The organism is Pseudomonas sp. Pse35 (genome assembly GCF_024519715.1).
In the GTDB taxonomy this organism is placed as follows: domain Bacteria; phylum Pseudomonadota; class Gammaproteobacteria; order Pseudomonadales; family Pseudomonadaceae; genus Aquipseudomonas; species Aquipseudomonas paracarnis.
The window spans coordinates 32,260-54,358 of record NZ_JALJRP010000017.1 but is presented as its reverse complement, the minus strand read 5'-3'; the positions used below and the strand labels follow the sequence as shown (position 1 = coordinate 54,358).

Sequence of the window (22,099 nt, the reverse complement as noted above, 5' to 3'; positions counted from 1 at the left end):
CCACCTTAAGATCACCAACGTACAACAAGCCATCGCCGGCCTGGAACCCGTGGTGCGCGCGCAACACGCGAAGATTCAGGGTGAAGTGCGTGTGATGCAGGGGGTGATGATTGGCCTGATCCTGCTGATCGCATTGCTGATCGATACCCTGCAACGCCGCCTGGCGCGCGTGCTGACCAACCTGGCACCAGCCTTGTCGACCTGGGCCGAAGGCGACTTCAGCCAACCGATTGCCCTGGGCAAGACCAACCGTGAACTGCACGATATCGAGGCCTCCCTTAACCGCCTGCGCGCCTACCTGGTGGATCTGGTCGGCACCATCCGTGGCAATGCCGAAGAAGTGGCAGGCAGCAGCCGCGCCCTGGCCGAACTGAGCAGCGGCCTGCACGACGGCGCCGAGCGCCAGGCCGGCGACACCGCGCAAATCCGTGATTCCCTGGGCGAACTGGAAGCCACCATCCAGCAAGTCGCCGGGGATGCCAGCCAGGCCGCCGGGGCCAGTCGCAGTGCGGGCCAGGCGGTAGAGCAAGGCCAGCGTGTGATCGGCCTGAGCCTCACCGGGCTGCATGCGCTGGTAGGCGAAGTGCAGCAAAACGCGCAGATGATCGAGAAACTTGCCGAAGAGTCCGCCACCATCGGCGGCGTGCTCACGGTGATTCGCTCGATTGCCGACCAGACCAACCTGCTGGCGCTCAACGCCGCTATCGAAGCCGCCCGCGCCGGTGAAGCCGGACGTGGTTTCGCCGTGGTAGCCGACGAAGTGCGCTCCCTGGCCCAGCGTACTGCCGGCGCCACCGCCGAAATCCAGGGTCTGATCGCCGGCCTGCAAAGCGCCGCGCACCAGTCGGTAGAAGGCATGCGCGCCCAGGTCGAACACGCCGAAGCCACCGCCCAGCAGGCCCAGGCGGCGGATGGCGCGCTGGATGAAATCGTCGGGGCGATCCAGACCATCTCGGATACCGCCGTACGCATTGCCGATGTGACCGCCCAGCAGAGTGGCGCCGTGAGCGAGATACGCGACAACAGTGAGCGGATTCATCAATTGGGTGAGGATAATTTGCTGCGTATTGGCCAGGGCCGGAGCCAGGGCGAGCACCTGCTGGTACTGGGCGGGCAACTGACTACCGCCGTGCAAGCCTTCCGCGTCTAACCCGATCCGGCCCTCTATGAAGACCGCAATGTGGCTGATCGTTCCCACGCTCCGCGTGGGAATGTCGCCCCAGACGCTCCGCGTCCCGCTTTAAAGCCGTGACGCAGAGCGTCACTGGATGCGTGCCCACGAGGAGCGTGGGTGCGATCAGCTCCCACACTGACCAAATGCCGTCTCCCAGTCACAAATTTTGCGCAATCCTCGCTAATCGTGCCGCCTACTGCATAGAACTGGACAGTCACAAAGGCTTTGCGGCATAGTCGCCGGGTTCTGACGCACCCACACCAATAACAAGGAACAGCCAATGGCGACCTTACTGGTTCTTCACGGACCCAACCTGAACCTGCTTGGCACCCGCGAACCGGGCGTCTACGGGGCAGTGACCCTGGACCAGATCAACCTCGAACTGGAAAAGCGGGCCCGTGAAGCCGGCCACCATTTGCTCTACCTGCAAAGCAATGCCGAGTATGAATTGATTGATCGCATCCATGCCGCGCGCGGCGAAGGCGTGGACTTTATTCTGATCAATCCCGCCGCTTTTACGCACACAAGCGTTGCATTACGTGACGCGCTGCTGGCGGTGAGCATCCCATTCATCGAAGTGCATTTATCGAACGTGCACAAACGCGAAGCTTTCCGCCATCACTCTTACTTCTCCGACGTAGCGGTAGGAGTGATCTGCGGCCTTGGCGCCAGCGGTTACCGACTGGCCCTGGAGGCCGCCCTGGAACACATTGAAGAACAGGCTAAACGCCCCTGACCGACCCTTGGGAGTTGATGATTCATGGATATCCGTAAAGTTAAGAAACTGATCGAACTGCTGGAAGAATCCGGTATCGACGAGCTGGAAATCAAGGAAGGCGAAGAGTCCGTACGGATCAGCCGTCACAGCAAGACCCCGGCCCAACAGTTCTACGCGCCACAGATGCAAGCACCGGCTCCAGCCGCTGCAGCTCCGGCTGCCGCACCTGCCGCCGCCGCTGCACCTGCCGCCCCAGCCGCTCCTGCGCTGAACGGCTTCGTGGTCAAGTCGCCAATGGTCGGTACTTTCTACCGCACCCCGGCACCGACCTCGCCAGCCTTCGTTGAAGTGGGCAAGACCGTGAAAGTGGGCGACACCATCTGCATCGTTGAAGCGATGAAAATGATGAACCACATCACCGCGGAAAAAGCCGGCGTCATTGAATCCATCCTGGTAGAAAACGGTCAGCCGGTTGAGTACGACCAGCCGCTGTTCACCATCGTTTGAACCGCGGAGCGCCTTCGATGTTGAAACCTGCGAAGAAACTGCAAAAAGTCCTGATCGCCAACCGCGGCGAGATCGCGCTGCGTATCCTGCGCGCCTGTAAGGAAGAGGGCATCAAGACCGTCGCTGTTTACTCGACGGCCGATACCGAATTGATGCACGTGAAACTAGCGGACGAAAGCATCTGCATCGGCCCGCCACTGGCCACGAACTCGTACCTGAAAGTCTCGAATATCATCGCCGCGGCAGAAGTGACCGGCGCCGATGGCATCCACCCGGGCTACGGCTTCCTCGCGGAAAACGCCGACTTCGCCGAACAAGTGGAAAAATCCGGGTTTGCCTTCATCGGCCCGAAAGCCGAAACCATTCGCCTGATGGGCGACAAGGTCTCGGCCAAGGACGCCATGATCGCGGCCGGCGTGCCAACCGTTCCAGGCTCCGATGGCCCACTGCCTGAAGACGAGGAAACCGCTCTGCGCATTGGTCGCGAAGTCGGCTACCCGGTGATCATCAAGGCCGCCGGTGGCGGTGGTGGTCGCGGCATGCGCGTGGTGCACAAGGAAGAAGACCTGATCGAAGCCGCCAAGCAGACCCGCTCCGAAGCGGGCGCCTGGTTCGGCAACCCGATGGTCTACCTGGAGAAGTACCTGACCAACCCACGTCACGTGGAAGTCCAGGTACTGTCCGACGGCCAGGGCCACGCCATCCACCTGGGTGATCGCGATTGCTCGCTGCAACGTCGCCACCAGAAGGTACTGGAAGAAGCCCCGGCACCGGGCCTGGACGAGAAAGCCCGCCAGGAAGTACTGGCGCGTTGCGTCAAGGCGTGCATCGACATCAACTACCGTGGCGCCGGTACCTTCGAGTTCCTCTACGAAAACGGCCGCTTCTACTTCATCGAGATGAACACTCGTGTGCAGGTAGAGCACCCGGTATCGGAGATGGTCACCGGTATCGACATCGTCAAGGAAATGCTGAGCATCGCAGCCGGTAACGTGCTGTCCTTCACCCAGGACGACGTGAAGATGCACGGCCACTCCCTGGAGTGCCGCATCAACGCCGAAGACCCGAAAACCTTTATCCCAAGCCCTGGCCTGGTCAAGCATTTCCACGCGCCCGGCGGCAACGGCGTACGTGTGGATTCGCACCTGTACAGCGGCTACAAGGTTCCGTCCAACTACGACTCGCTGATCGGCAAGCTGATCACCTGGGGCGCCACTCGCGACGAGGCCATGGCCCGTATGCGCAACGCCCTGGACGAAATCGTGGTCGACGGCATCAAGACCAACATCCCGCTGCATCGGGATCTGGTTCGTGATGAAGGCTTCTGCGAAGGTGGTGTGAACATTCACTACCTGGAACACAAGCTGGCCAACCAGTAAGTGCTCCACCCAACAAAACCGCCTTCGGGCGGTTTTGTTGTTTATGGGCCACCGACCCCTGATCGTTCCCACGCTCGGCGTGGGAACGCCTCTTGTGGCGCTCCGCGCCACGCCTTAACAACGGGACGCGGAGCGTCCGAGGCGGCATTCCCACGCCGAGCGCGGGAACGATCGTCGGCGCAGTCGTCTTCTGGCTTGCTCTCGCGTAAACTTGCGCGCTTTCGCGGCCTGCCCGCCGCACATTCATTTTTTTCAAAGGTGCCCGCCATGCCTTGGCTGCAAGTCCGTCTCGCCATCAGCCCAGAACAAGCCGAAACCTACGAAGACGCGTTCCTCGAAGTGGGCGCCGTGTCGGTGACCTTCATGGACGCCGAAGACCAGCCGATTTTCGAGCCGGAACTCAACACCACGCCGCTGTGGTCCCACACCCACTTGCTGGCCCTGTTCGAGGACGGCACCGACGCCGCCGCCGTGCTGGCCCATATGGAACTGCTCACCGGCGGCCCGCTGCCCGAGCATCACAGCGAAGTCATCGAAGACCAGGACTGGGAACGCAGCTGGATGGACAACTTCCAGCCCATGCGTTTCGGCCAGCGCCTGTGGATCGTGCCAAGCTGGCACGCCGCGCCCGAGCCAGACGCCGTCAACCTGCTGCTGGACCCGGGCCTTGCGTTCGGTACCGGCACGCACCCGACCACCGCCCTGTGCCTGGAATGGCTGGACGGCCAGGACCTGACCGACAGCAACGTACTGGACTTTGGTTGCGGCTCGGGGATCCTGGCCATCGCCGCCCTGCTGTTGGGCGCCAAGGAGGCCGTGGGCACCGATATCGACGTGCAGGCCCTGGAAGCCTCCCGCGATAACGCCGGGCGCAACAACATTGCCGAAGGCAAATTCCCACTCTACCTGCCTGAGGACCTGCCCCAGGTTCAGGCCGATGTGCTGGTGGCCAATATCCTCGCCGGGCCACTGGTGTCGCTGGCGCCGCAACTGTCGAGCCTGGTCAAGCCGGGCGGGCGCCTGGCGCTGTCGGGCATCCTCGCCGAGCAAGGTGAAGACGTGGCTGCGGCCTACGCCAAAGACTTCGAGCTGGACCCGATCGCCAACCGTGATGGCTGGGTACGCATCAGCGGTCGTCGGCGCTAGAATGAGCGCTTGCCTGAATCGGATGGCCGCATGACCGACAGTTTCGTCACCCAGTGCCCACATTGCCAATCGCGCTTTCGCGTCAACCACGCTCAATTGAGCGTGGCCCGCGGCGTGGTGCGTTGCGGCTCGTGCCTGCAAGTGTTCAACGCCGCTCGCCAGTTGCTGGAGCAACGTGCCCAGGCGTCTGCGCCGGAACCTGAAGCGCCGACAACCCCCGAACCGATTGGCGAAGCACCTCCCGAGCCACCACGGGCCATCAGCCAGAAACAGTGGACGGCCGAAGAGCTGGACCTGGATAACCTGGACAAGGAACTGGCCAAGCTGGAACGTCGCGAGATCCAACATACCCAGGCCTTGGGTGCGGAACGACGCCAGCCAGGTGCCGACCGTCGGCAAAAGGAAGAGTCCTTCAGCGCCAGCCGCGATACGGTCAAGGCCGAGGAAGAAAAGTGGGCGGCCAGCCTGTTCAGTGAGCCACCCCAAGAGCGCGCCCAGGCACCAGAAGAAGAGCCCGAGCCGGTTAAGGCACCTGCGTCCAAACAGCGCACCGAACCGTCCATGTCGGCCCACGTCGACGAACTCGATGACGCACCAGCTCTGCACGCCACTACCGTGGATGACGACCTCGACCCGCCGCTGATACCCACCCGCGACGAGCACGATGAACCTGAACCCGAAGACCGCGCACAGCCGCGCCGCAAGCGCGCGCGAACGGAGGCTGGTGTACACGACGAGTTACTCCAGGACCTGGAAGACGACCCCCTGCACCTGTATGCGCAGAAGCGTCCGTCAAGCTGGGGTCGCCGTCTGGTCTGGATATTGTTGGTGGTACTCGCCGCTGCCGGTCTGGCCGGCCAGTACATCGCCTACCAATTCGACGACCTGGCCCGCCAGGACGCCTACCGTCCCTGGTTCCAGGCGTTATGCCCGAAACTGGGGTGCACCGTGCCATCGCGGGTCGACATTACTCACATAAAGAGCAGCAATCTGGTGGTGCGCAGCCACCCCGAATTCGCCGGGGCGCTGGTGGTCGATGCCATCATCTATAACCGTGCGACCTTCTCCCAGCCCTTCCCGCTGCTGGAGTTGCGCTTTGCGGACTTGAACGGCAGCCTGATTGCCAGTCGTCGCTTCAAGCCCGCCGAATACCTCAGCGGCGAGTTGGCTGGCGTCAGCGAAATGCCCTCGCAGACGCCTATCCACATCTCCCTGGACATTCTTGATCCGGGCAATAGAGCCGTGAACTACAGCCTGAGCTTCAACTCGCCCGAGTAAAACGGCGTGCCCACCGAGGTTTGACGGCGGATTATTGACTTGACCGCCGTCAACCAAACCGATGGCGATAAAAAAGTAACTGTTCAGATTTTATCCAATTCAGCCTTTAACCAGTCATCGAGAGCGGGTATCATGCCAACCCTTTTTCGAACTCTAATGATCCGGCCCCACAACAGGGAAGTCCTATGTCGGCGGTACGCATCGGCCCATACACATTGCAAAACGGCTTGATCCTCGCCCCGATGGCGGGTGTCACCGACCAGCCCTTTCGTCAGCTGTGCAAGCGTCTGGGCGCGGGTCTAGTAGTCTCTGAAATGGTTACCAGCGACATGAGTCTGTGGAACACCCGCAAGTCGCGGATGCGCATGATCCACGAAGGTGATCCCGAGCCACGCTCGGTGCAGATCGCCGGGGGCGATGCGCAGATGCTGGCGGATGCCGCACGGGCCAATGTGGAGCTGGGTGCACAGATCATCGATATCAACATGGGCTGCCCGGCCAAGAAGGTCTGCAACAAGGCCGCCGGTTCCGCACTGTTGAAAGATGAGCAGTTGGTCGCCGAGATCCTGCAGGCCGTTGTCGGCGCAGTGGATGTACCGGTGACCCTGAAGATTCGTACCGGTTGGGACCGGGACAACAAGAATGGCCTGACGGTGGCGAAGATCGCTGAACAGGCAGGCATTACAGCGCTGGCGGTGCATGGCCGTACCCGCGCCGACCTTTATACCGGTGAAGCCGAGTACGACACCATTGCCGCGATCAAGCAGGCCGTGTCGATGCCCGTCTTTGCCAATGGCGACATCGACAGTGCCGAGAAAGCCCGGCGCGTGCTGCACGCGACCGGTGCCGATGGCTTGTTGATTGGCCGGGCCGCCCAGGGGCGGCCGTGGATTTTTCGTGAAATCGAGCATTTCCTGCGTACCGGTGAAGTCTTGCCGGCACCAGAGTTGGTCGAGGTGGAACGTATTCTGCTAGAGCATCTGGCCGCCCTGCACGCCTTTTATGGGGACGTGATGGGAGTACGCATTGCTCGCAAGCATGTCGGCTGGTATCTCGCCACCTTGCCGGGCGCCAAGGAATTCCGCGCTCAGTTCAATCGTTTGGATGAAACGCAGGCACAGGTCGCCACCGTTCGTGAGTTCTTCGCCGGACGCGACAAGAGCCTGGGAACAGGGGATGGAGAAGGGGTGGCCGCATGACGATGATGACCGAGACTTTAGTGAGTGGAACAACACCCGTGAGCGACAATGTCAATTTGAAACAGCACCTCAACACGCCGAGCGAAGAAGGCCAGACCCTTCGCGGGAGTGTCGAGAAGGCGCTGCACAATTATTTCGCCCACCTTGAGGGCGCTTCCGTCACGGATGTGTACAACCTGGTGCTCTCCGAAGTCGAGGCGCCCTTGCTCGAAAGCGTGATGAACTACGTCAAGGGCAACCAGACCAAAGCCAGTGAGCTGCTGGGCCTCAACCGTGGCACGTTGCGCAAAAAGCTCAAGCAGTACGATTTGCTGTAAGCATTCAATCAAACCAGAAAGGCGCCCGCGTAAAACCGGTCGCCTTTTTTGCTGACTTCCTTTGCTTTTGATGGAAATTGAGATGACCGACCAGACCACCCGCCTGCCGATCCGCCGTGCCTTGATCAGTGTTTCCGACAAGACCGGGATCCTTGAATTTGCCCGGGAGCTGGAAGCCCTGGGTGTGGAAATCCTCTCCACGGGCGGGACCTTCAAACTGCTGCAGGACAACGGCGTGGCCGCAGTGGAAGTCGCGGACTACACCGGTTTCGCAGAGATGATGGACGGTCGCGTCAAGACCCTGCACCCGAAAATTCACGGCGGCATCCTTGGCCGTCGCGGCATCGACGACGCCATCATGACCGAGCACGGCATCAAGCCGATCGACCTGGTGGCCGTTAACCTCTACCCGTTCGAAGCCACCATCAACAAGCCAGGTTGCGACCTGCCGACCGCCATCGAAAACATCGACATCGGCGGCCCGACCATGGTGCGCTCGGCGGCCAAGAACCATAAGGACGTGGCCATCGTGGTCAATGCCAGCGACTACGCCAACGTCCTGGAAAACCTCAAGGCCGGTGGCCTGACCTACGCCCAGCGCTTCGACCTGATGCTCAAGGCGTTCGAACACACCGCCGCCTATGACGGCATGATCGCCAACTACATGGGCACCGTGAACCAAGCGGCTGACACCCTGAGCACAGAAGGTCGCAGCCAGTTCCCGCGCACCTTCAACAGCCAGTTCATCAAGGCCCAGGAAATGCGCTACGGCGAGAACCCGCACCAGAGTGCGGCGTTCTACGTGGAAGCCAAGCCGGCCGAAGTGGGCATCGCCACCGCCACTCAACTGCAAGGCAAAGAACTCTCCTACAACAACGTGGCCGACACTGACGCCGCGCTGGAATGCGTAAAGAGCTTCGTCAAGCCGGCCTGCGTGATCGTCAAGCACGCCAACCCGTGCGGCGTGGCCGTCAGCCCGGACGCTGAAGGCGGTATCCGCCAGGCGTACGAACTGGCCTACGCCACCGACACCGAATCCGCATTCGGCGGCATCATTGCCTTCAACCGCGAACTGGATGCCGAGACCGCCAAGGCCATCGTCGAGCGTCAGTTCGTCGAAGTGATCATCGCCCCAAGCGTCAGCGAAGAAGCCCGCGCCATCGTCGCCGCCAAAGCCAACGTGCGCCTGCTGGCCTGTGGCGAGTGGTCGGCAGACCGCGCCGCGGCCTGGGACTACAAGCGCGTCAATGGCGGCCTGCTGGTACAGAGCCGCGACATCGGCATGATCGGCAGCGATGACCTGAAAGTCGTGACCAAGCGCGCGCCGACCGAGCAAGAGATCAACGACCTGATCTTCGCCTGGAAAGTGGCCAAATACGTCAAGTCCAACGCCATCGTCTACGCCAAGAACCGCCAGACCATCGGTGTCGGCGCTGGCCAGATGAGTCGCGTGAACTCGGCACGTATCGCCGCGATCAAGGCTGAACATGCCGGTTTGCAGGTGGTGGGCTCGGTGATGGCTTCCGATGCGTTCTTCCCGTTCCGTGACGGCCTGGACAACGCCGCGAAAGCAGGCGTGACCGCCGTGATCCAACCAGGCGGTTCGATGCGTGATGCAGAAGTCATCGCCGCTGCTGATGAAGCTGGCATTGCGATGGTCTTCACCGGCATGCGCCACTTCCGCCACTGATTGATCGTTCCCACGCTCCGCGTGGGAACGCAGCCAGGGACGCTCCGCGTCCCTCGGACGCAGAGCGTCCGTAGAGGCATTCCCACGCAGAGCGTGGGAACGATCATCCTAACGAGGTTTTTGAAATGAATGTTTTGATCATTGGCAGCGGTGGCCGTGAACACGCCCTGGCCTGGAAAGTAGCCCAGGACCCACGCGTGCAGAAAGTCTTCGTGGCCCCCGGCAACGCCGGCACCGCCATCGAAGCCAAGTGCGAAAACGTCGCCATCGACGTGCTGGCCCTGGAGCAGTTGGCGGATTTTGCCGAAAAGAATGTTTCCCTGACCATCGTCGGCCCGGAAGTGCCACTGGTAGCAGGCGTCGTCGATCTGTTCCGCAGCCGTGGCCTGGATTGCTTTGGCCCTACCGCTGGCGCCGCCCAGCTGGAAGGCTCGAAAGCCTTTACCAAGGACTTCCTGGCTCGCCACAAGATCCCGACGGCCGACTACCAGAACTTCACCGAGATCGAACCGGCCCTGGCTTACCTGCGTGAGAAAGGCGCACCGATCGTGATCAAGGCCGATGGCCTGGCTGCCGGCAAAGGCGTGATCGTCGCCATGACCCTGCAGGAAGCCGAAGACGCCGTGCGCGACATGCTCGCCGGCAATGCCTTTGGTGACGCCGGTTCACGCGTAGTCATCGAGGAGTTCCTCGACGGCGAGGAAGCCAGTTTTATCGTGATGGTCGACGGCAAGAACGTATTGCCGATGGCCACCAGCCAGGACCACAAGCGCGTCGGCAACGGCGACAGTGGCCCGAACACCGGCGGCATGGGTGCCTACTCCCCGGCGCCCGTTGTCACCGCCGACGTCCACCAGCGCGTCATGGACCTGGTGATCTGGCCAACCGTGCGCGGCATGGCGGATGAAGGCAACGTGTACACCGGTTTCCTCTATGCCGGCCTGATGATCGACAAAGCCGGTAACCCCAAAGTCATCGAGTTCAACTGCCGCTTCGGCGATCCGGAAACCCAACCGGTGATGCTGCGCCTGCAATCGAGCCTGGTGCTGCTGGTGGAAGCCGCCCTCGCCCAGGCCCTGGACAAGGTCGAAGCGCAGTGGGACCCACGTCCTAGCGTTGGGATTGTGCTGGCGGCCGGTGGCTACCCTGCCGACTACGCCAAGGGCGATGTGATCGAAGGCCTCGACGCCGCCGCTGCGCTGGAAGGCAAGGTGTTCCATGCAGGCACCGCGCTCAAGGACGGCAAAGTTGTAACCGCCGGTGGCCGCGTGTTGTGCGCCACCGCGATGGGTGCCAGTGTCGATGCCGCGCAACAACAGGCATACAAACTGGCGGCGAAAATCGACTGGAAGGGCTGCTTCTACCGCACCGACATTGGCTACCGTGCCATTGCCCGCGAACGCGGTGAGAACAACTGAGCAGCTACACTTGCAGTAGCTATCCGTTCGGTTAGGTAAGGGCCTTTGGCCCTTGCCGTACCCTGTTGCCCCGCGCATAGTTAACCCGTGCATCCACCTACCGAAGGGATTTCGCCGTGCGCTGGCTCAGGATCGCCATAGGTTTCACAATCAGTCTGCTGACCCTGCTCTGCTTGCTACCGGCCCAGGCCGCTGCGCAAGGCAGTGGCTGGGCAGTATTGCTTGATGAACAGGCCGACCTGCAACTGAGCGATATCCGTTCCGCCCGCTATACCAATCAATTCAGCCCCATCGAACTGGACCGGATCACCGCCGCGCAGCCGGACGGTGCGTTGTGGGTGCGTTTCAGGTTGCAGCCCGGCAAGCACGAACAAGTGCTGCGGGTGTTCGCCCCGGACCTCTCCAGCCTGAGCCTGTATGTGCTGGACGGCGACACCCTGGTGGAGCAACAAACCACCGGCACACGCCAACCCCAGGCTGAGCGCTCGTTGCCCAGCAGTGACTTCATGCTGCCGATGCCTCAGAGCCAACGGCCACTGGAGGTATACCTGCGCCTGGTCTCGGAACACGAGCTGCGCCCTTACATCACCCTGGAACCAGCGGTGCTGGCCGCCGCCAACCAGAACCAGACGCTGATCTACGGCCTGCTGTTCGGCGTGCTGTCGATGCTGATCCTGCACAACCTCACGCGCTTCGCCTACCACCGCTCGCGCAGCAGCCTGTGGCTGGCCGCGTGCGAGTTCCTGTTGATGCTCAGCCTGGCGCTGTTGCTCAACCTGGTGGGGCCATGGCTGCCGAACTGGCACGCAATCCAGACCCCCGGTGCCTACCTGGCCCTGCTGCTGACCGCACCCTGTGGGCTGATGTTCGCCTACCGCTTCTTCATGCCCCTGGGCCCGCACCCGCTGAACAAAGTGTTGATGGCCGACATCCTGCTGATCATCCTGTGCGGCCTGCTCCTGTTGTTCGTCAACACCTTGCCGCTGAACATCATCACCTATGCCCTGGTCGCGCTGGCGGGCCTGAGCATGCTGTTTGTCTCGGCCTATCACTGGCAAAAAGGCTACCGCCCGGCGCGCTTGTTCGTGGCGGCCATGGTGGTATTCAACATCGGCACGCTGATCATTCTGCCCGCACTGCTCGGCCTTACCCTGGTGGCGCCACAGGGGCTGATCGTCACCCTGTTGAGCTTTATCTGCCTCAGTGGCCTGCTGATGAGCCTGGCCCTCGGCGAGCGCCAGCGCGCCATTGTCGAAACCCGTTTCAGCCTGAGCCGCGACCTGGCGGCCAGCAATGCCGAAATCGCCGCCAAAGCCGAGTTCCTGGCGAAGATCAGCCACGAAATCCGCACGCCCATGAACGGTGTGCTGGGCATGACCGAGTTGCTGCTGGGCACGCCGTTGTCGGTGAAGCAACGCGACTATGTGCAGACCATCCACAGCGCCGGTAATGAGTTGCTCACCCTGATCAACGAGATTCTCGACATTTCCAAGCTCGAATCCGGGCAGATCGAACTCGATGATGTGCAGTTCGATCTCAATGCATTGATCGACGACTGCCTGAGCATCTTCCGCGCCAAGGCCGAGCAACAGAATGTCGAGCTGATCAGCTTCATCCAACCCCAGGTACCACGAGTGATCAGCGGTGACCCGACGCGACTGCGCCAGGCTTTACTGAGCCTTCTGGAAAACGCCCTGCACAAAACCGATGAAGGCGAAGTGCTGATCGTTGTCGCCCTGGATGAGCGCAGCACCAAGCCACGCCTGCGCATTGCCGTGCAAGACAGCGGCGTGCCCATGGAAGCTGCCGAACGCGACGCCCTGCTGCACAGCGAACTGCACAGCAAGAACTTCCTTTCGGCGACGCGCTTGAGCGGCCACTTGGGCTTGGTCATCGCACGCCAGCTGATCTTGTTGATGAACGGCGAGTTCGGCGTCAAGAGTGGGAGCCACCAGGGCAGTACCCTGTGGCTGACCCTGCCGCTGGACCCGGAACGCCTGGAACACCCGACCAGCGACCTCGACGGCCCGCTCAAGGACGCCCGCGTGCTGGTGGTGGACGACAACGACACCTGCCGCAAAGTCCTGGTGCAACAATGCACGGCCTGGGGCCTGAACGTCAGCGCCGTGCCTTCGGGCAAGGAGGCCCTGGCGCTGCTGCGCACCAAGGCGCACCTGCGTGATTATTTCGACGTGGTACTGCTGGACCAGAACATGCCCGGCATGACCGGCATGCAACTGGCGGCGAAAATCAAGGAAGACCCGAGCCTGAACCACGACATCCTGCTGATCATGCTCACCGGAATCAGCAATGCACCGAGCAAGATCATTGCGCGCAACTGCGGGATCAAGCGCATCCTCGCCAAACCGGTGGCTGGCTATACCCTCAAGACCACCCTGGCTGATGAACTGGCCCAGCGCAGCAAAGGCGCACCCGTGGCACGCCCGGCCCCCAGCGCACCGGCAGCCATGACCGTGCCCAGCGATTTCCGCATCCTGGTAGCCGAAGACAACAGCATTTCCACCAAAGTGATTCGCGGCATGCTCGGCAAGCTCAATCTCGACCCGGACACCGCCAGCAACGGCGAAGAAGCGCTGCAAGCGATGAAAGCCCAGCGCTATGACCTGGTATTGATGGACTGCGAAATGCCGATTCTCGATGGCTTCTCCGCCACACAGCAACTGCGGGCATGGGAAGTCAGCCACCAACGCGTGCGCACGCCAGTGGTGGCGCTCACCGCGCATATCCTGTCGGAACACAAAGAACGCGCACGCCAGGCAGGCATGGACGGGCATATGGCCAAGCCGGTGGAACTGTCGCAGCTGCGCGAGCTGGTGGACTACTGGGTCGCGCAGCGCCAACAGCGCCCTGAGCACAGCACCCTTTCCTGATGATCGTTCCCACGCGTGGGAATGCCGCCCGGGACGCTCCGCGTCCTGCTTGAACGCGACGCAGAGCGTCACTGGATGCATTCCCACGCAGAGCGTGGGAACGATCACACCCACCACTATCGCAGGCAAGCCAGCTCTCACATTTGATCCGTGTCGGATAGACTCCTCCACACTTTCCCCGCCCGCGAGCCGCCCCCATGCTCCATGTGTTATTCAGCGTTTACCTGAAGATACTGGTGCTCTACAGCCCGTGATGATCGTTCCCACGCTCCGCGTGGGAATGCCGCCCGGGACGCTCCGCGTCCTGCTTGAACGCGACGCAGGGCGTCACTGGATGTATTCCCACGCAGAGCGTGGGAACGATCACACCCACCGCTATCGCAGGCAAGCCAGCTCCCACATTTGATCTGTGTCGGATAGACTCCTCCACACTTTCCCCGCCCGCGAGCCGCCCCCATGCTCCATGTGTTATTCAGCGTTTACCTGAAGATGCTGGTGCTCTACAGCCCGTTCTTTGTGCTGTCCTGCTTTATCAGCCTGACCCGTGGCTACTCCAGCAAGGAGCGTCGGCGCCTGGCGTGGAAAGTTGCACTGGCCACCCTGGTATCGAGCGTGCTGCTCTACCTGTTTGGCCGGGTGATTTTCAGTGTGTTCGGCATTACCGTCGACGCGTTCCGTATCGGCGCCGGCAGCGTGTTGTTTATCTCCGCCCTGGGCATGGCCCAGGGCAAGTCGGCGGTGCAGACCGACAACGTGCAGCAGGACGTGACCATCGTGCCGCTGACCATCCCCCTCACCGTCGGCCCCGGCACCATCGGCGCCTTGCTGGTGATGGGCGTCAGCCAACCACACTGGGACGACAAGCTTACCGCCATCCTGAGTATTGCCCTGGCCAGCCTGACGGTGGGCGTGGTGCTGTACCTGTCCAACCGTATCGAACGCATTCTCGGCGACCAGGGCTTGCAGATTGTCAGCCGGTTGATGGGCCTGTTCGTCTGCGCCCTGGCCGCGCAAATCATTTTTACCGGGGTACGCGGCTACCTGGTGCCCTAGATCCGGTATTTGGCGATAGCCATTTCCACTTTGTCACCGGCGCTTTCGCGCATCAGTTGGATGGTTTTCTCGTTGACCATAGAGGTATTGAGCACCAGGCAAGTCTGCCCGCTGAAGGCCTCGAACGAGGAGCTATCCCACTCCAGGAAGGGCAGGCCCACCTGTTTATCCACACCATGGGTGCTGTAGGTCACCAGCACCATGATCAACTCGCCGTCTGTTTCAGCGCAGGAGGCCAGGCCGAAATCGCCGCCCTCATGCACCGCGCAATTGCGCTTGAACAGCTCGAAAGACGCTGGCTGACGCTTCAATGCATCCAGCGCATCGGCGGCCAGCTTGGGCAAGGCGCTAAGCAGTGGCCCGAACAGCGCCGTCGACGTCAGCATCGAGGCGATGATATTCAGCGCCGCCAGTTGCACCGTCAGGCCCTTGCCCGCACGCGAGACCCGTTCAAAGCGACTGCGCAGCGGCAGCCACCCCAGGCTGACCATCACCTTGATAAATTCCTCGTACCACGCCTCGCTGCCCCGCTGGACGTTCAGCACATCGCTCACATAACTGCTGGCCAGCAGATAGCTTTTGCGTACGTATTCGCGGTTCAACGCCGACAAGCCTTCGGCAAATGAAATCACCCCGTTGTTGACCACGGCCGCATTGCAATCATCGTCGCTATCCAGCGCGCAAGCGGCCTGCCTGGCAGGTGCGCCCGGCAATTTGTAGGCGGCAATCAACTTGCGCCTTTTTTTACTGTTGATCCTTCTGTGACGTCGCTCCATTTTCTGTTCTCCACAAGCACCCCACATGGGGCTTGCTTCCACCCTAGTCCAGGGAGCAGCGGGGTTTCCATGCGATAAACATCCCTTGGACTGCCCCGCCCAAAACCAGCGTCCAGCAATGACAAGGCGCGGCGGGCAGGCGTGCGGTTTTCATCGCATAAAAAAGAAAAAGCCCCGAACAACGCCAGGGGAATCCCTGGGTTATTCGGAGCTTTCCGGCAGCCAACCGGGCTGTTTTCAGGAGTTGGGTTTGTCGCCATACCAACGTGGTGTGTACACCCACTCGCCGCCACCCGCGCGCGGGAACACACAGGTGGTGGATGAACCGATCAGCACCATGGTGCGCATGTCCACCTGCTCGGGCGTCAGTTGCCCCAAGGTAGTGACGCGCAGCGTCTGGCCTGGACGACCGATGTCACGGCCCAGCACCACCGGCGTCTGCGGCGTGCGATGCAGCGCGACGATCTCCAGGGCGCGTCCCAGTTGCCAAGGCCGCGACCTGGAGATCGGGTTGTAGAACGCCAAGGCCAGGTCGGCCTGGGAAGCCAGGTCCAGGCGTTTTTCGATGATCGCCCAGGGCTTGAGATTATCCGACAGCGACATCACACAGAAATCATGCCCCAGCGGCGCGCCCGCCTGGGCAGCGGTGGCCAGCGAAGCGGAAACCCCCGGCAGGATTTCCAGGTCGACCTGATGCCAGGCCGGCTCGCTGGACTCGTGCAGCGCCTCGATCACCGCTGCGGCCATGGCGAATACACCTGGGTCACCAGAGGACACCACCACCACCGAGCGGCCTTGCGCGGCTAGCTCGAAGGCGTGGCGGGCGCGCTGCATTTCTTCGCGGTTGTCAGTGCAGTGTTGCACTTGGTCGTCCCGGAACGGCCCGGCCATGCGCACGTAGGTTTCATACCCCAGCACATCGGTGCAACGCGCCAGTTCCGCCTTCACCGCCGGCACCATCAATTCAGCAGCGCCGGGGCCCAGGCCAATCACCGCCAGACGCCCGCGGGGGCGCCCAACCTGTGACAGATCCAAGGGCTGCTCGGCCACGGTGATACTGATGTCCGCAACGGGTTCCAGTACGGCAAAACGCAGCGGTACACCCAAGGCCGACGCGGCTTCATGCAAGGACGCGTCAGCCATCTGCAGGTCGCTGGCCAGCAAGCAGGCCAGGGATTGCACGGCCACGCCAGCCTCCTGCAACGCCGAGCGCACACGCTCGGCCAACTGCGCACCCGGCCGGCAGGTGGCGTAGACATTCTGCGGGTAAATCAGCAACTCGTTGGCTGCCGGTGTGCGCTCGGCACTGCCCACATGAATCGCCAGGCGCGCCTGTTGATCCTGAGGCAGGTTAGCGTCCTCCAGCCATGGCGCCGCGCCTTCAATGCGCACGCTTTCGCCGGCCAGAAGGTCGCAGACAAAGCGTTTGCCCAGCTCGATGTCGGCCAGTTGATAGCCCGCCGGCGGGTTGAGCAGGCAGGTGCCAAAACGCAACTCGCCGCTGGTGGTGATGGCGGCGGACACGCCGAGCGCTGCCGCAATATCACGCGCCATGAGGTTTACGCCCCCCAGACCACCGAGCAACGGCACCACAGCGCTGCCGTCTTCAGCCACGGCCAGCACGGCGGGTTCTTCGCCCTTTTCCAGCAGCAACGGTGCCAGGGTGCGAATCACAATGCCCGCGGCGCACAGGGCAATCAGTGGCGTGCCCTGCTGATAGAGCTGACGCAAGGTCGCGCCGAATTCGCTGTAGGTACGGTCTGCCCCCTCAACCCGTGTGGCCAAACCGTGGATCAACGCGCCGGGGTAAACCTGCTGGAGCCTGCGCGCAGTCGCCAGGCTGCCTTGGCCCAGAATCACAATCGCCGGGGTCATCAACCTTGCCACCTTTCACCGGGCACGATGATCAGCGAGAAATACGGCGACGACATCGGCTCCACCTGATCCAGCGGCACGATCTTCTGGTTGGCCATGGTCGCGCGTTCCACGTACAACGCCCGCTCGGCCAGACCCAACTCTTCCAACACCTGGCGCACTTTCGGGAAGTTGCGCCCCAGCTTCATGATCACTGCGGCATCGGCATCCGCCAGGCGGCGCTTGAGGTCCTCATGGGGCAATACGCCCGAGAGCACCGACAAGCTCTGGTTGCGATACACCAACGGCGCGCCGAGTACCGAGGCACCACCGAGCATCGAGCACACACCTGGAATCACCTGGGCCTCGTAGCGCTCGGCCAGGCGGTCATGCAGGTACATGTAGGAGCCGTAGAAAAACGGGTCACCTTCGCAGATCACCGCCACGTCGCGGCCCGCGTCCAGGTGCGCGGCCACGTCGAGGCTGGCATTGTCGTAGAAGTCGCTGATCACCTGCTCGTAGGACAGCGGCGCCGGCAGCACTTCGGTGGTCACCGGGTACACCAGCGGCATCAGGGTCTGTTGCGGCACCAGGTGGTCCTCGATGATGCCGAAGGCGTTGCCCTTCTTGCCTTTGGCCACGAAGTACGCCACCACCGGCGATTCACGCAGCAGGCGCAGGGCTTTGAGGGTAATCAGTTCCGGATCACCGGGGCCGACGCCCAGGCCGATCAAACGTCCGCGCACCTGCATTATTCGACCTCCGTGGCCAGGGCATTGACGGCGGCAGCAGCCATGGCGCTGCCGCCCAGGCGACCTTGCATGATCACGAACGGCACCCCACGACTATCAGCGGCGAGCATGGCCTTGGATTCGGCGGCGCCGACAAAGCCCACCGGGAAACCCAGGATCAACGCCGGTTTCGGCGCGCCGGCGTCGAGCATTTCCAACAGATAGAACAACGCGGTCGGCGCGTTGCCAATCACCACCACACTGCCTTCCAGGTGCGGGCGCCACAGTTCAAGGGCGGCGGCCGAACGGGTGTTGCCCAGTTCCCGCGCCAGCTCCGGCACGCTGTCGTCGCGCAGGGTGCAGATCACTGGGTTATTGGCTGGCAGGCGTGCGCGGGTCACGCCTTCGGAGACCATCCGCGCATCGCACAGAATCGGCGCACCAGCGGCCAGCGCATCGCGCCCGGCCTTGCCCGCACCTTCGGAAAACTGCAGACCGTCGATGGACTCGACCATGCCGCACGCATGGATCACCCGCACCGCGAGTTTTTCCAAATCAGCCGGGATGCGGTCCAACTTGGCTTCCGCGCGAATAATGGCGAAGGAGTTGCGATAGATCTCCTGACCGTCGCGGATGTAATCAATCATCGGTGTTGCTCCGTGGACGAGCGCGCAACAGGGCGCCCGCCGCTTCAATGGAAAGAGTGCGCGCGTGAAGCCGGCCAAAACCAGGCTGGGTTGCATCGCAAAAATAGAGGTCGTAGTGGCCGGGGCTCACCGCCAGCAAGGTGACTGGCGCGGTGTGCGCGGCAGCGCAGGAGCGCAGGCAGCCGGACAGATGCACCTCAACGCCCGGTTGCAGAGCGGCCAGTTGCACGGCGTCGGCCTTGGTGTCGGCCAAGCCTTTTGCGCAGCCGCTGGAACCGGTGCAGGCAATCATGCGCGCCAGCGGGTGGCCGAGCGAGCAGATAAAGCCCAGTTGCGCCAGGCGCTCGGTCAAGGCGTGAGGCTTTTCGACGTTGGGCACCAGCACGCCTTGCCAGGGGGTAAAGCGCAAGGTGCCGTCCCCATAGTCACTGGCCAGTTGTGCGGCGCCCTTGAGCATCGCCGGGTTCAGGCGGCCCAATGGCGCGAGGGCGGCGACGTAGAACTGATTCTTTTGCACTTGTGGATAAGTGCCCACCTGGAGCGACGCGTCGCTGGGCGGGCGTATGAAGCCGTCGGCTGGCAGCAACGGCAAGCGCAAATGGTTCAGCACGTTATCCACAGACAAATGGCGCATGCGCGTTTGTTCTGGGGTGGCGAGGTCCAGAAACGCTTCCAGCACGGCCACGACCAACCCATGCCCCTGGTTCAAAGGCACGGCGGCCAGGGGCGCATCCAGGCCCGGACAGCCGGCCAGGCCGAACGCGAGCAGGGTTTCGCCATGGCGTACGAAGGCCGACAACCACAGGTCGTGGTGATGCTCGAGCATCGCCAGGTCTTCGCCGCCATCGAGTTGCACCGCGAACTTGGCCGACAGTTCATGGAAACGCGGATGGTTCTCCAGGGTGGCGAGGATCTGCGCGGCCAGCGGGCGGGTGTCGAACAGCATCTGCGGGTCAATGCCGGCGCTGGGGCTGAGCATCAGGTTGCGCACGTCGTCACCGCCCGCGTTGCTGGGGCCCAGGCCCGCCGCCAGTAGTCGGGCGATCAACGCCTCCTGCTCAGCGCCGATGCCGCGGATCTGCAGGTTGGCGCGGTTGGTCGCCTCAATCACCCCGCCCGCATACGCCTGGGCCGCGTCCGCCACGGCGTGGGCCTGGGCGGCAGTGATCGCGCCGCCCGCCAATTTGACTCGGCAAATGCCACCGTCCAACGCCTGGACAATACGCAGCAACCCCGGACAAGCCGAGGGGCGCAAGGTATTCACAGCGGGCGTTGGGTTCACGGGGCTACCGGTTGACGGGTAAAGGCGCGGTATTATGCCTGCTTTGTCCGGCGGCATGAAAAGCCTGCCCGTCGGATGTCGTTCAAGGAATTGATATGTCGCCCTGGCTGACGGTTGTAGGCATCGGTGAAGACGGCTTCAAAGGCCTGGGCAGAAATGCCCGGCATGCCCTGTTGCGCGCCACGCGGATTATAGGCGGCCAACGCCAGTTGGACCTGTTGCCGGTGTGTATTCGTGGCGAACGCCAGGTGTGGCCGACCCCGTTTTCCCTGAAGCCAGTGTTGTCGCGGCGCGGGGAGCCCGTGTGCGTTCTGGCCAGTGGCGATCCGATGCTCTATGGCGTCGGCGCCAGCCTGGCGCGGCAAGTGCCAGCTGAAGAGTTGTTGATTTTGCCCGCGCCATCGTCGGTATCCCTGGCGGCGGCGCGCCTGGGCTGGCCGTTGCAGGAGGTGGTGACGTTATCCGTGGTGGCTCGTCCGGTGGCGGCACTTAATGCGCATCTGGCCAGTGGCGTGCGCTTGTTGGTGTTGAGCAATGATGCCAGCAGCCCCGCCTTGATTGCCGCGTTGTTGGTCGAACGTGGTTTTGGCTCCAGCCGCATCAGTGTGTTTGAACATTTGGGCGGCCCGGCTGAACGGCGTATCGACGGGCACGCGCAAGCGTGGGAGCACACGGCGGTTGCCGATTTGAACCTGATCGCCATCGACTGCCTGGCGGATGCGAACGCACCGCGTCTGTCGCGTCTTGCCGGCTTGCCGGACTCGGCCTTCAAACACGATGGCCAACTGACCAAACGCGATGTGCGCGCCATGACCCTCGCCCGCCTCGCGCCCATGCCGGGCGAACTGTTATGGGACGTAGGCGCGGGCAGTGGCTCCATCGGTATTGAATGGATGCGCACCCATCCCAGCTGTCGCGCCTTCGCGATCGAAGCCGACGCAGGCCGACAAAGCCTGATCGAACACAACCGCGACGCCCTCGGCGTGCCCGGCCTGCAACTGATTCGCGGCAAGGCGCCGGAGGCGTTAAGCGGCCTGGAAACGCCGGACGCCATCTTTATCGGCGGCGGCGTCACCCGCGACGGCGTGCTCGACACCTGCTGGCAACACCTGCGCCCCGGTGGCCGCCTGGTTGCCAATGCCGTGACCCTGCAAAGCGAAATGACCTTGATGAACTGGCGCGCCGAGCATGGCGGTGAACTGACCCGCATCCACGTGGCCCAGGCGCAGCCCCTGGGCGAGTTCGATACCTGGCGCCAGGCGCTGCCGATCACGTTGCTGGAAGTGATCAAGCCGCTATGAAAAGGATGCTATTACTGGGCGGGGTCACGGAAGCGCTGGCCATCGCCCGTACCCTGGGGCCGCAGCATATCTACAGCCTGGCCGGCGTGGGCCGCGTACCAACCGACCTGAACTGCAAGGTTCGTGTCGGGGGTTACGGAGGCGCTGAAGGGTTAGCGCAGTTTATTCGTGACGAACGTATCAGCCTGATCATTGACGCCACCCATCCGTATGCAGCGCAGATCAGCCAAAACGCGGCCCAAGCGGCGCAATTGAGCGATGTGCCTTGCTGGGCATTGCGACGCCCAGCCTGGCAGCCGCAGCCGGGGGATGATTGGCGAGAGGTCGCCGACTGGGCCGAACTGGTCGAAGCGCTCAAACCCTTCAAACGCCCGCTGTTCACCTTGGGTCGCGAACCCTTGCAGCACCTCGACGAAATCCCCGCCGAGCAGTTCTGGACCTTGCGCGCGCTGGATGTGTATCCCGGCAACGAGCGCTGTGAGGTGATCGGCGCACGCGGGCCGTTTTTGATCGAGGATGAACGGACGTTATTCGAAGAACGGCGGATTGATGTGCTGATCAGCAAGAACAGCGGCAGCACCGCCACCGAGCCGAAGCTGGAAGTGGCGCGTGAGCGTGGGGTGCCGGTGTTGGTGTTGAAGCGGCCGGTGTTGGCTGCCGTAGATCGAGAGTTCACAGCAGTGCCGGCGTTGCTACAAGCAATCATTCTTTTCTAAACACCACCTATCCAATGTGGGA

General features: G+C 62.5%; 18 protein-coding genes and 1 pseudogene. 14 read left to right on the top strand and 5 right to left on the bottom strand.

Going from position 1 to position 22,099, the window contains the following annotated elements:
- Positions 1–634: 634 nt before the first annotated feature.
- From OC445_RS27155 to OC445_RS15790, 12 genes and pseudogenes are all read left to right on the top strand, one after another.
- Positions 635–1,150: pseudogene (locus OC445_RS27155) on the top strand (methyl-accepting chemotaxis protein); the annotation flags it as partial.
- A gap of 304 nt (positions 1,151–1,454) precedes the next feature.
- Complete coding sequence (gene aroQ, locus OC445_RS15840; RefSeq protein ID WP_054918786.1) at positions 1,455–1,910, top strand: type II 3-dehydroquinate dehydratase; 456 nt, start codon at positions 1,455–1,457, stop codon at positions 1,908–1,910.
- A 24-nt stretch (positions 1,911–1,934) separates the two neighbouring features.
- Positions 1,935–2,399 carry an acetyl-CoA carboxylase biotin carboxyl carrier protein gene (gene accB / locus OC445_RS15835; protein ID WP_003188191.1) on the top strand — a complete coding sequence of 155 codons (465 nt, stop codon included), beginning with the start codon at positions 1,935–1,937 and terminating at the stop codon, positions 2,397–2,399.
- A gap of 17 nt (positions 2,400–2,416) precedes the next feature.
- The gene (gene accC, locus OC445_RS15830; protein ID WP_003188188.1) at positions 2,417–3,778 is read left to right on the top strand and encodes an acetyl-CoA carboxylase biotin carboxylase subunit; all 1,362 of its coding nucleotides are present in this window, start codon (positions 2,417–2,419) and stop codon (positions 3,776–3,778) included.
- Between the two features lie 267 nt (positions 3,779–4,045).
- A complete protein-coding gene (prmA, locus tag OC445_RS15825) occupies positions 4,046–4,924 on the top strand; it encodes a 50S ribosomal protein L11 methyltransferase (RefSeq protein WP_034134793.1) in 879 nt (292 codons plus the stop codon).
- Positions 4,925–4,954: 30 nt separating this feature from the next.
- Complete coding sequence (locus tag OC445_RS15820) at positions 4,955–6,202, top strand: DUF3426 domain-containing protein (RefSeq protein WP_198791522.1); 1,248 nt, start codon at positions 4,955–4,957, stop codon at positions 6,200–6,202.
- Between the two features lie 185 nt (positions 6,203–6,387).
- On the top strand, positions 6,388–7,401 hold the full coding sequence (gene dusB / locus OC445_RS15815; protein WP_034126416.1) for a tRNA dihydrouridine synthase DusB: 1,014 nt from the start codon (positions 6,388–6,390) through the stop codon (positions 7,399–7,401).
- Positions 7,398–7,718: a DNA-binding transcriptional regulator Fis gene (gene fis, locus OC445_RS15810; protein ID WP_002555375.1), complete on the top strand. Its 321-nt coding sequence runs from the start codon at positions 7,398–7,400 to the stop codon at positions 7,716–7,718. The genes dusB and fis overlap by 4 nt, the downstream gene beginning before the upstream one ends.
- Before the next feature lie 82 nt (positions 7,719–7,800).
- Complete coding sequence (gene purH / locus OC445_RS15805; RefSeq protein ID WP_034126415.1) at positions 7,801–9,408, top strand: bifunctional phosphoribosylaminoimidazolecarboxamide formyltransferase/IMP cyclohydrolase; 1,608 nt, start codon at positions 7,801–7,803, stop codon at positions 9,406–9,408.
- Between the two features lie 125 nt (positions 9,409–9,533).
- Positions 9,534–10,826 carry a phosphoribosylamine--glycine ligase gene (gene purD / locus OC445_RS15800; protein ID WP_014716727.1) on the top strand — a complete coding sequence of 431 codons (1,293 nt, stop codon included), beginning with the start codon at positions 9,534–9,536 and terminating at the stop codon, positions 10,824–10,826.
- A gap of 116 nt (positions 10,827–10,942) precedes the next feature.
- Positions 10,943–13,717 carry a hybrid sensor histidine kinase/response regulator gene (locus OC445_RS15795; protein ID WP_034126413.1) on the top strand — a complete coding sequence of 925 codons (2,775 nt, stop codon included), beginning with the start codon at positions 10,943–10,945 and terminating at the stop codon, positions 13,715–13,717.
- 456 nt (positions 13,718–14,173) lie between these two features.
- Positions 14,174–14,770, top strand: coding sequence for a MarC family protein (locus tag OC445_RS15790; RefSeq protein WP_003171467.1), 597 nt, complete (start codon positions 14,174–14,176; stop codon positions 14,768–14,770).
- On the opposite strand, the gene OC445_RS15785 is transcribed toward OC445_RS15790, so the two are convergent.
- From OC445_RS15785 to cobG, 5 genes are all read right to left on the bottom strand, one after another.
- Entirely contained in the window at positions 14,767–15,546 is a 780-nt protein-coding gene (locus OC445_RS15785) for a hypothetical protein (RefSeq protein ID WP_054918794.1), read from the bottom strand. The genes OC445_RS15790 and OC445_RS15785 overlap by 4 nt on opposite strands.
- A gap of 237 nt (positions 15,547–15,783) precedes the next feature.
- Positions 15,784–17,421, bottom strand: a complete 1,638-nt coding sequence (cobJ, locus tag OC445_RS15780) for a precorrin-3B C(17)-methyltransferase (RefSeq protein ID WP_220382814.1) — start codon at positions 17,419–17,421, stop codon at positions 15,784–15,786.
- A complete protein-coding gene (locus OC445_RS15775; RefSeq protein WP_003188163.1) occupies positions 17,421–18,152 on the bottom strand; it encodes a precorrin-2 C(20)-methyltransferase in 732 nt (243 codons plus the stop codon). The genes cobJ and OC445_RS15775 overlap by 1 nt, the downstream gene beginning before the upstream one ends.
- Entirely contained in the window at positions 18,152–18,778 is a 627-nt protein-coding gene (locus tag OC445_RS15770) for a precorrin-8X methylmutase (RefSeq protein ID WP_181124982.1), read from the bottom strand. The genes OC445_RS15775 and OC445_RS15770 overlap by 1 nt, the downstream gene beginning before the upstream one ends.
- Complete coding sequence (gene cobG, locus OC445_RS15765; protein WP_181124981.1) at positions 18,771–20,117, bottom strand: precorrin-3B synthase; 1,347 nt, start codon at positions 20,115–20,117, stop codon at positions 18,771–18,773. The genes OC445_RS15770 and cobG overlap by 8 nt, the downstream gene beginning before the upstream one ends.
- Before the next feature lie 38 nt (positions 20,118–20,155).
- On the opposite strand from cobG, the gene cbiE reads away from it, so the two are divergent.
- Both cbiE and OC445_RS15755 read left to right on the top strand, forming a co-directional pair.
- Positions 20,156–21,361 (top strand): precorrin-6y C5,15-methyltransferase (decarboxylating) subunit CbiE, encoded by a 1,206-nt coding sequence (gene cbiE, locus OC445_RS15760; protein ID WP_181124980.1) that lies wholly within the window; start codon positions 20,156–20,158, stop codon positions 21,359–21,361.
- Positions 21,358–22,077, top strand: coding sequence for a cobalt-precorrin-6A reductase (locus tag OC445_RS15755; protein WP_198791520.1), 720 nt, complete (start codon positions 21,358–21,360; stop codon positions 22,075–22,077). The genes cbiE and OC445_RS15755 overlap by 4 nt, the downstream gene beginning before the upstream one ends.
- The last annotated feature ends 22 nt before the right edge of the window (positions 22,078–22,099 follow it).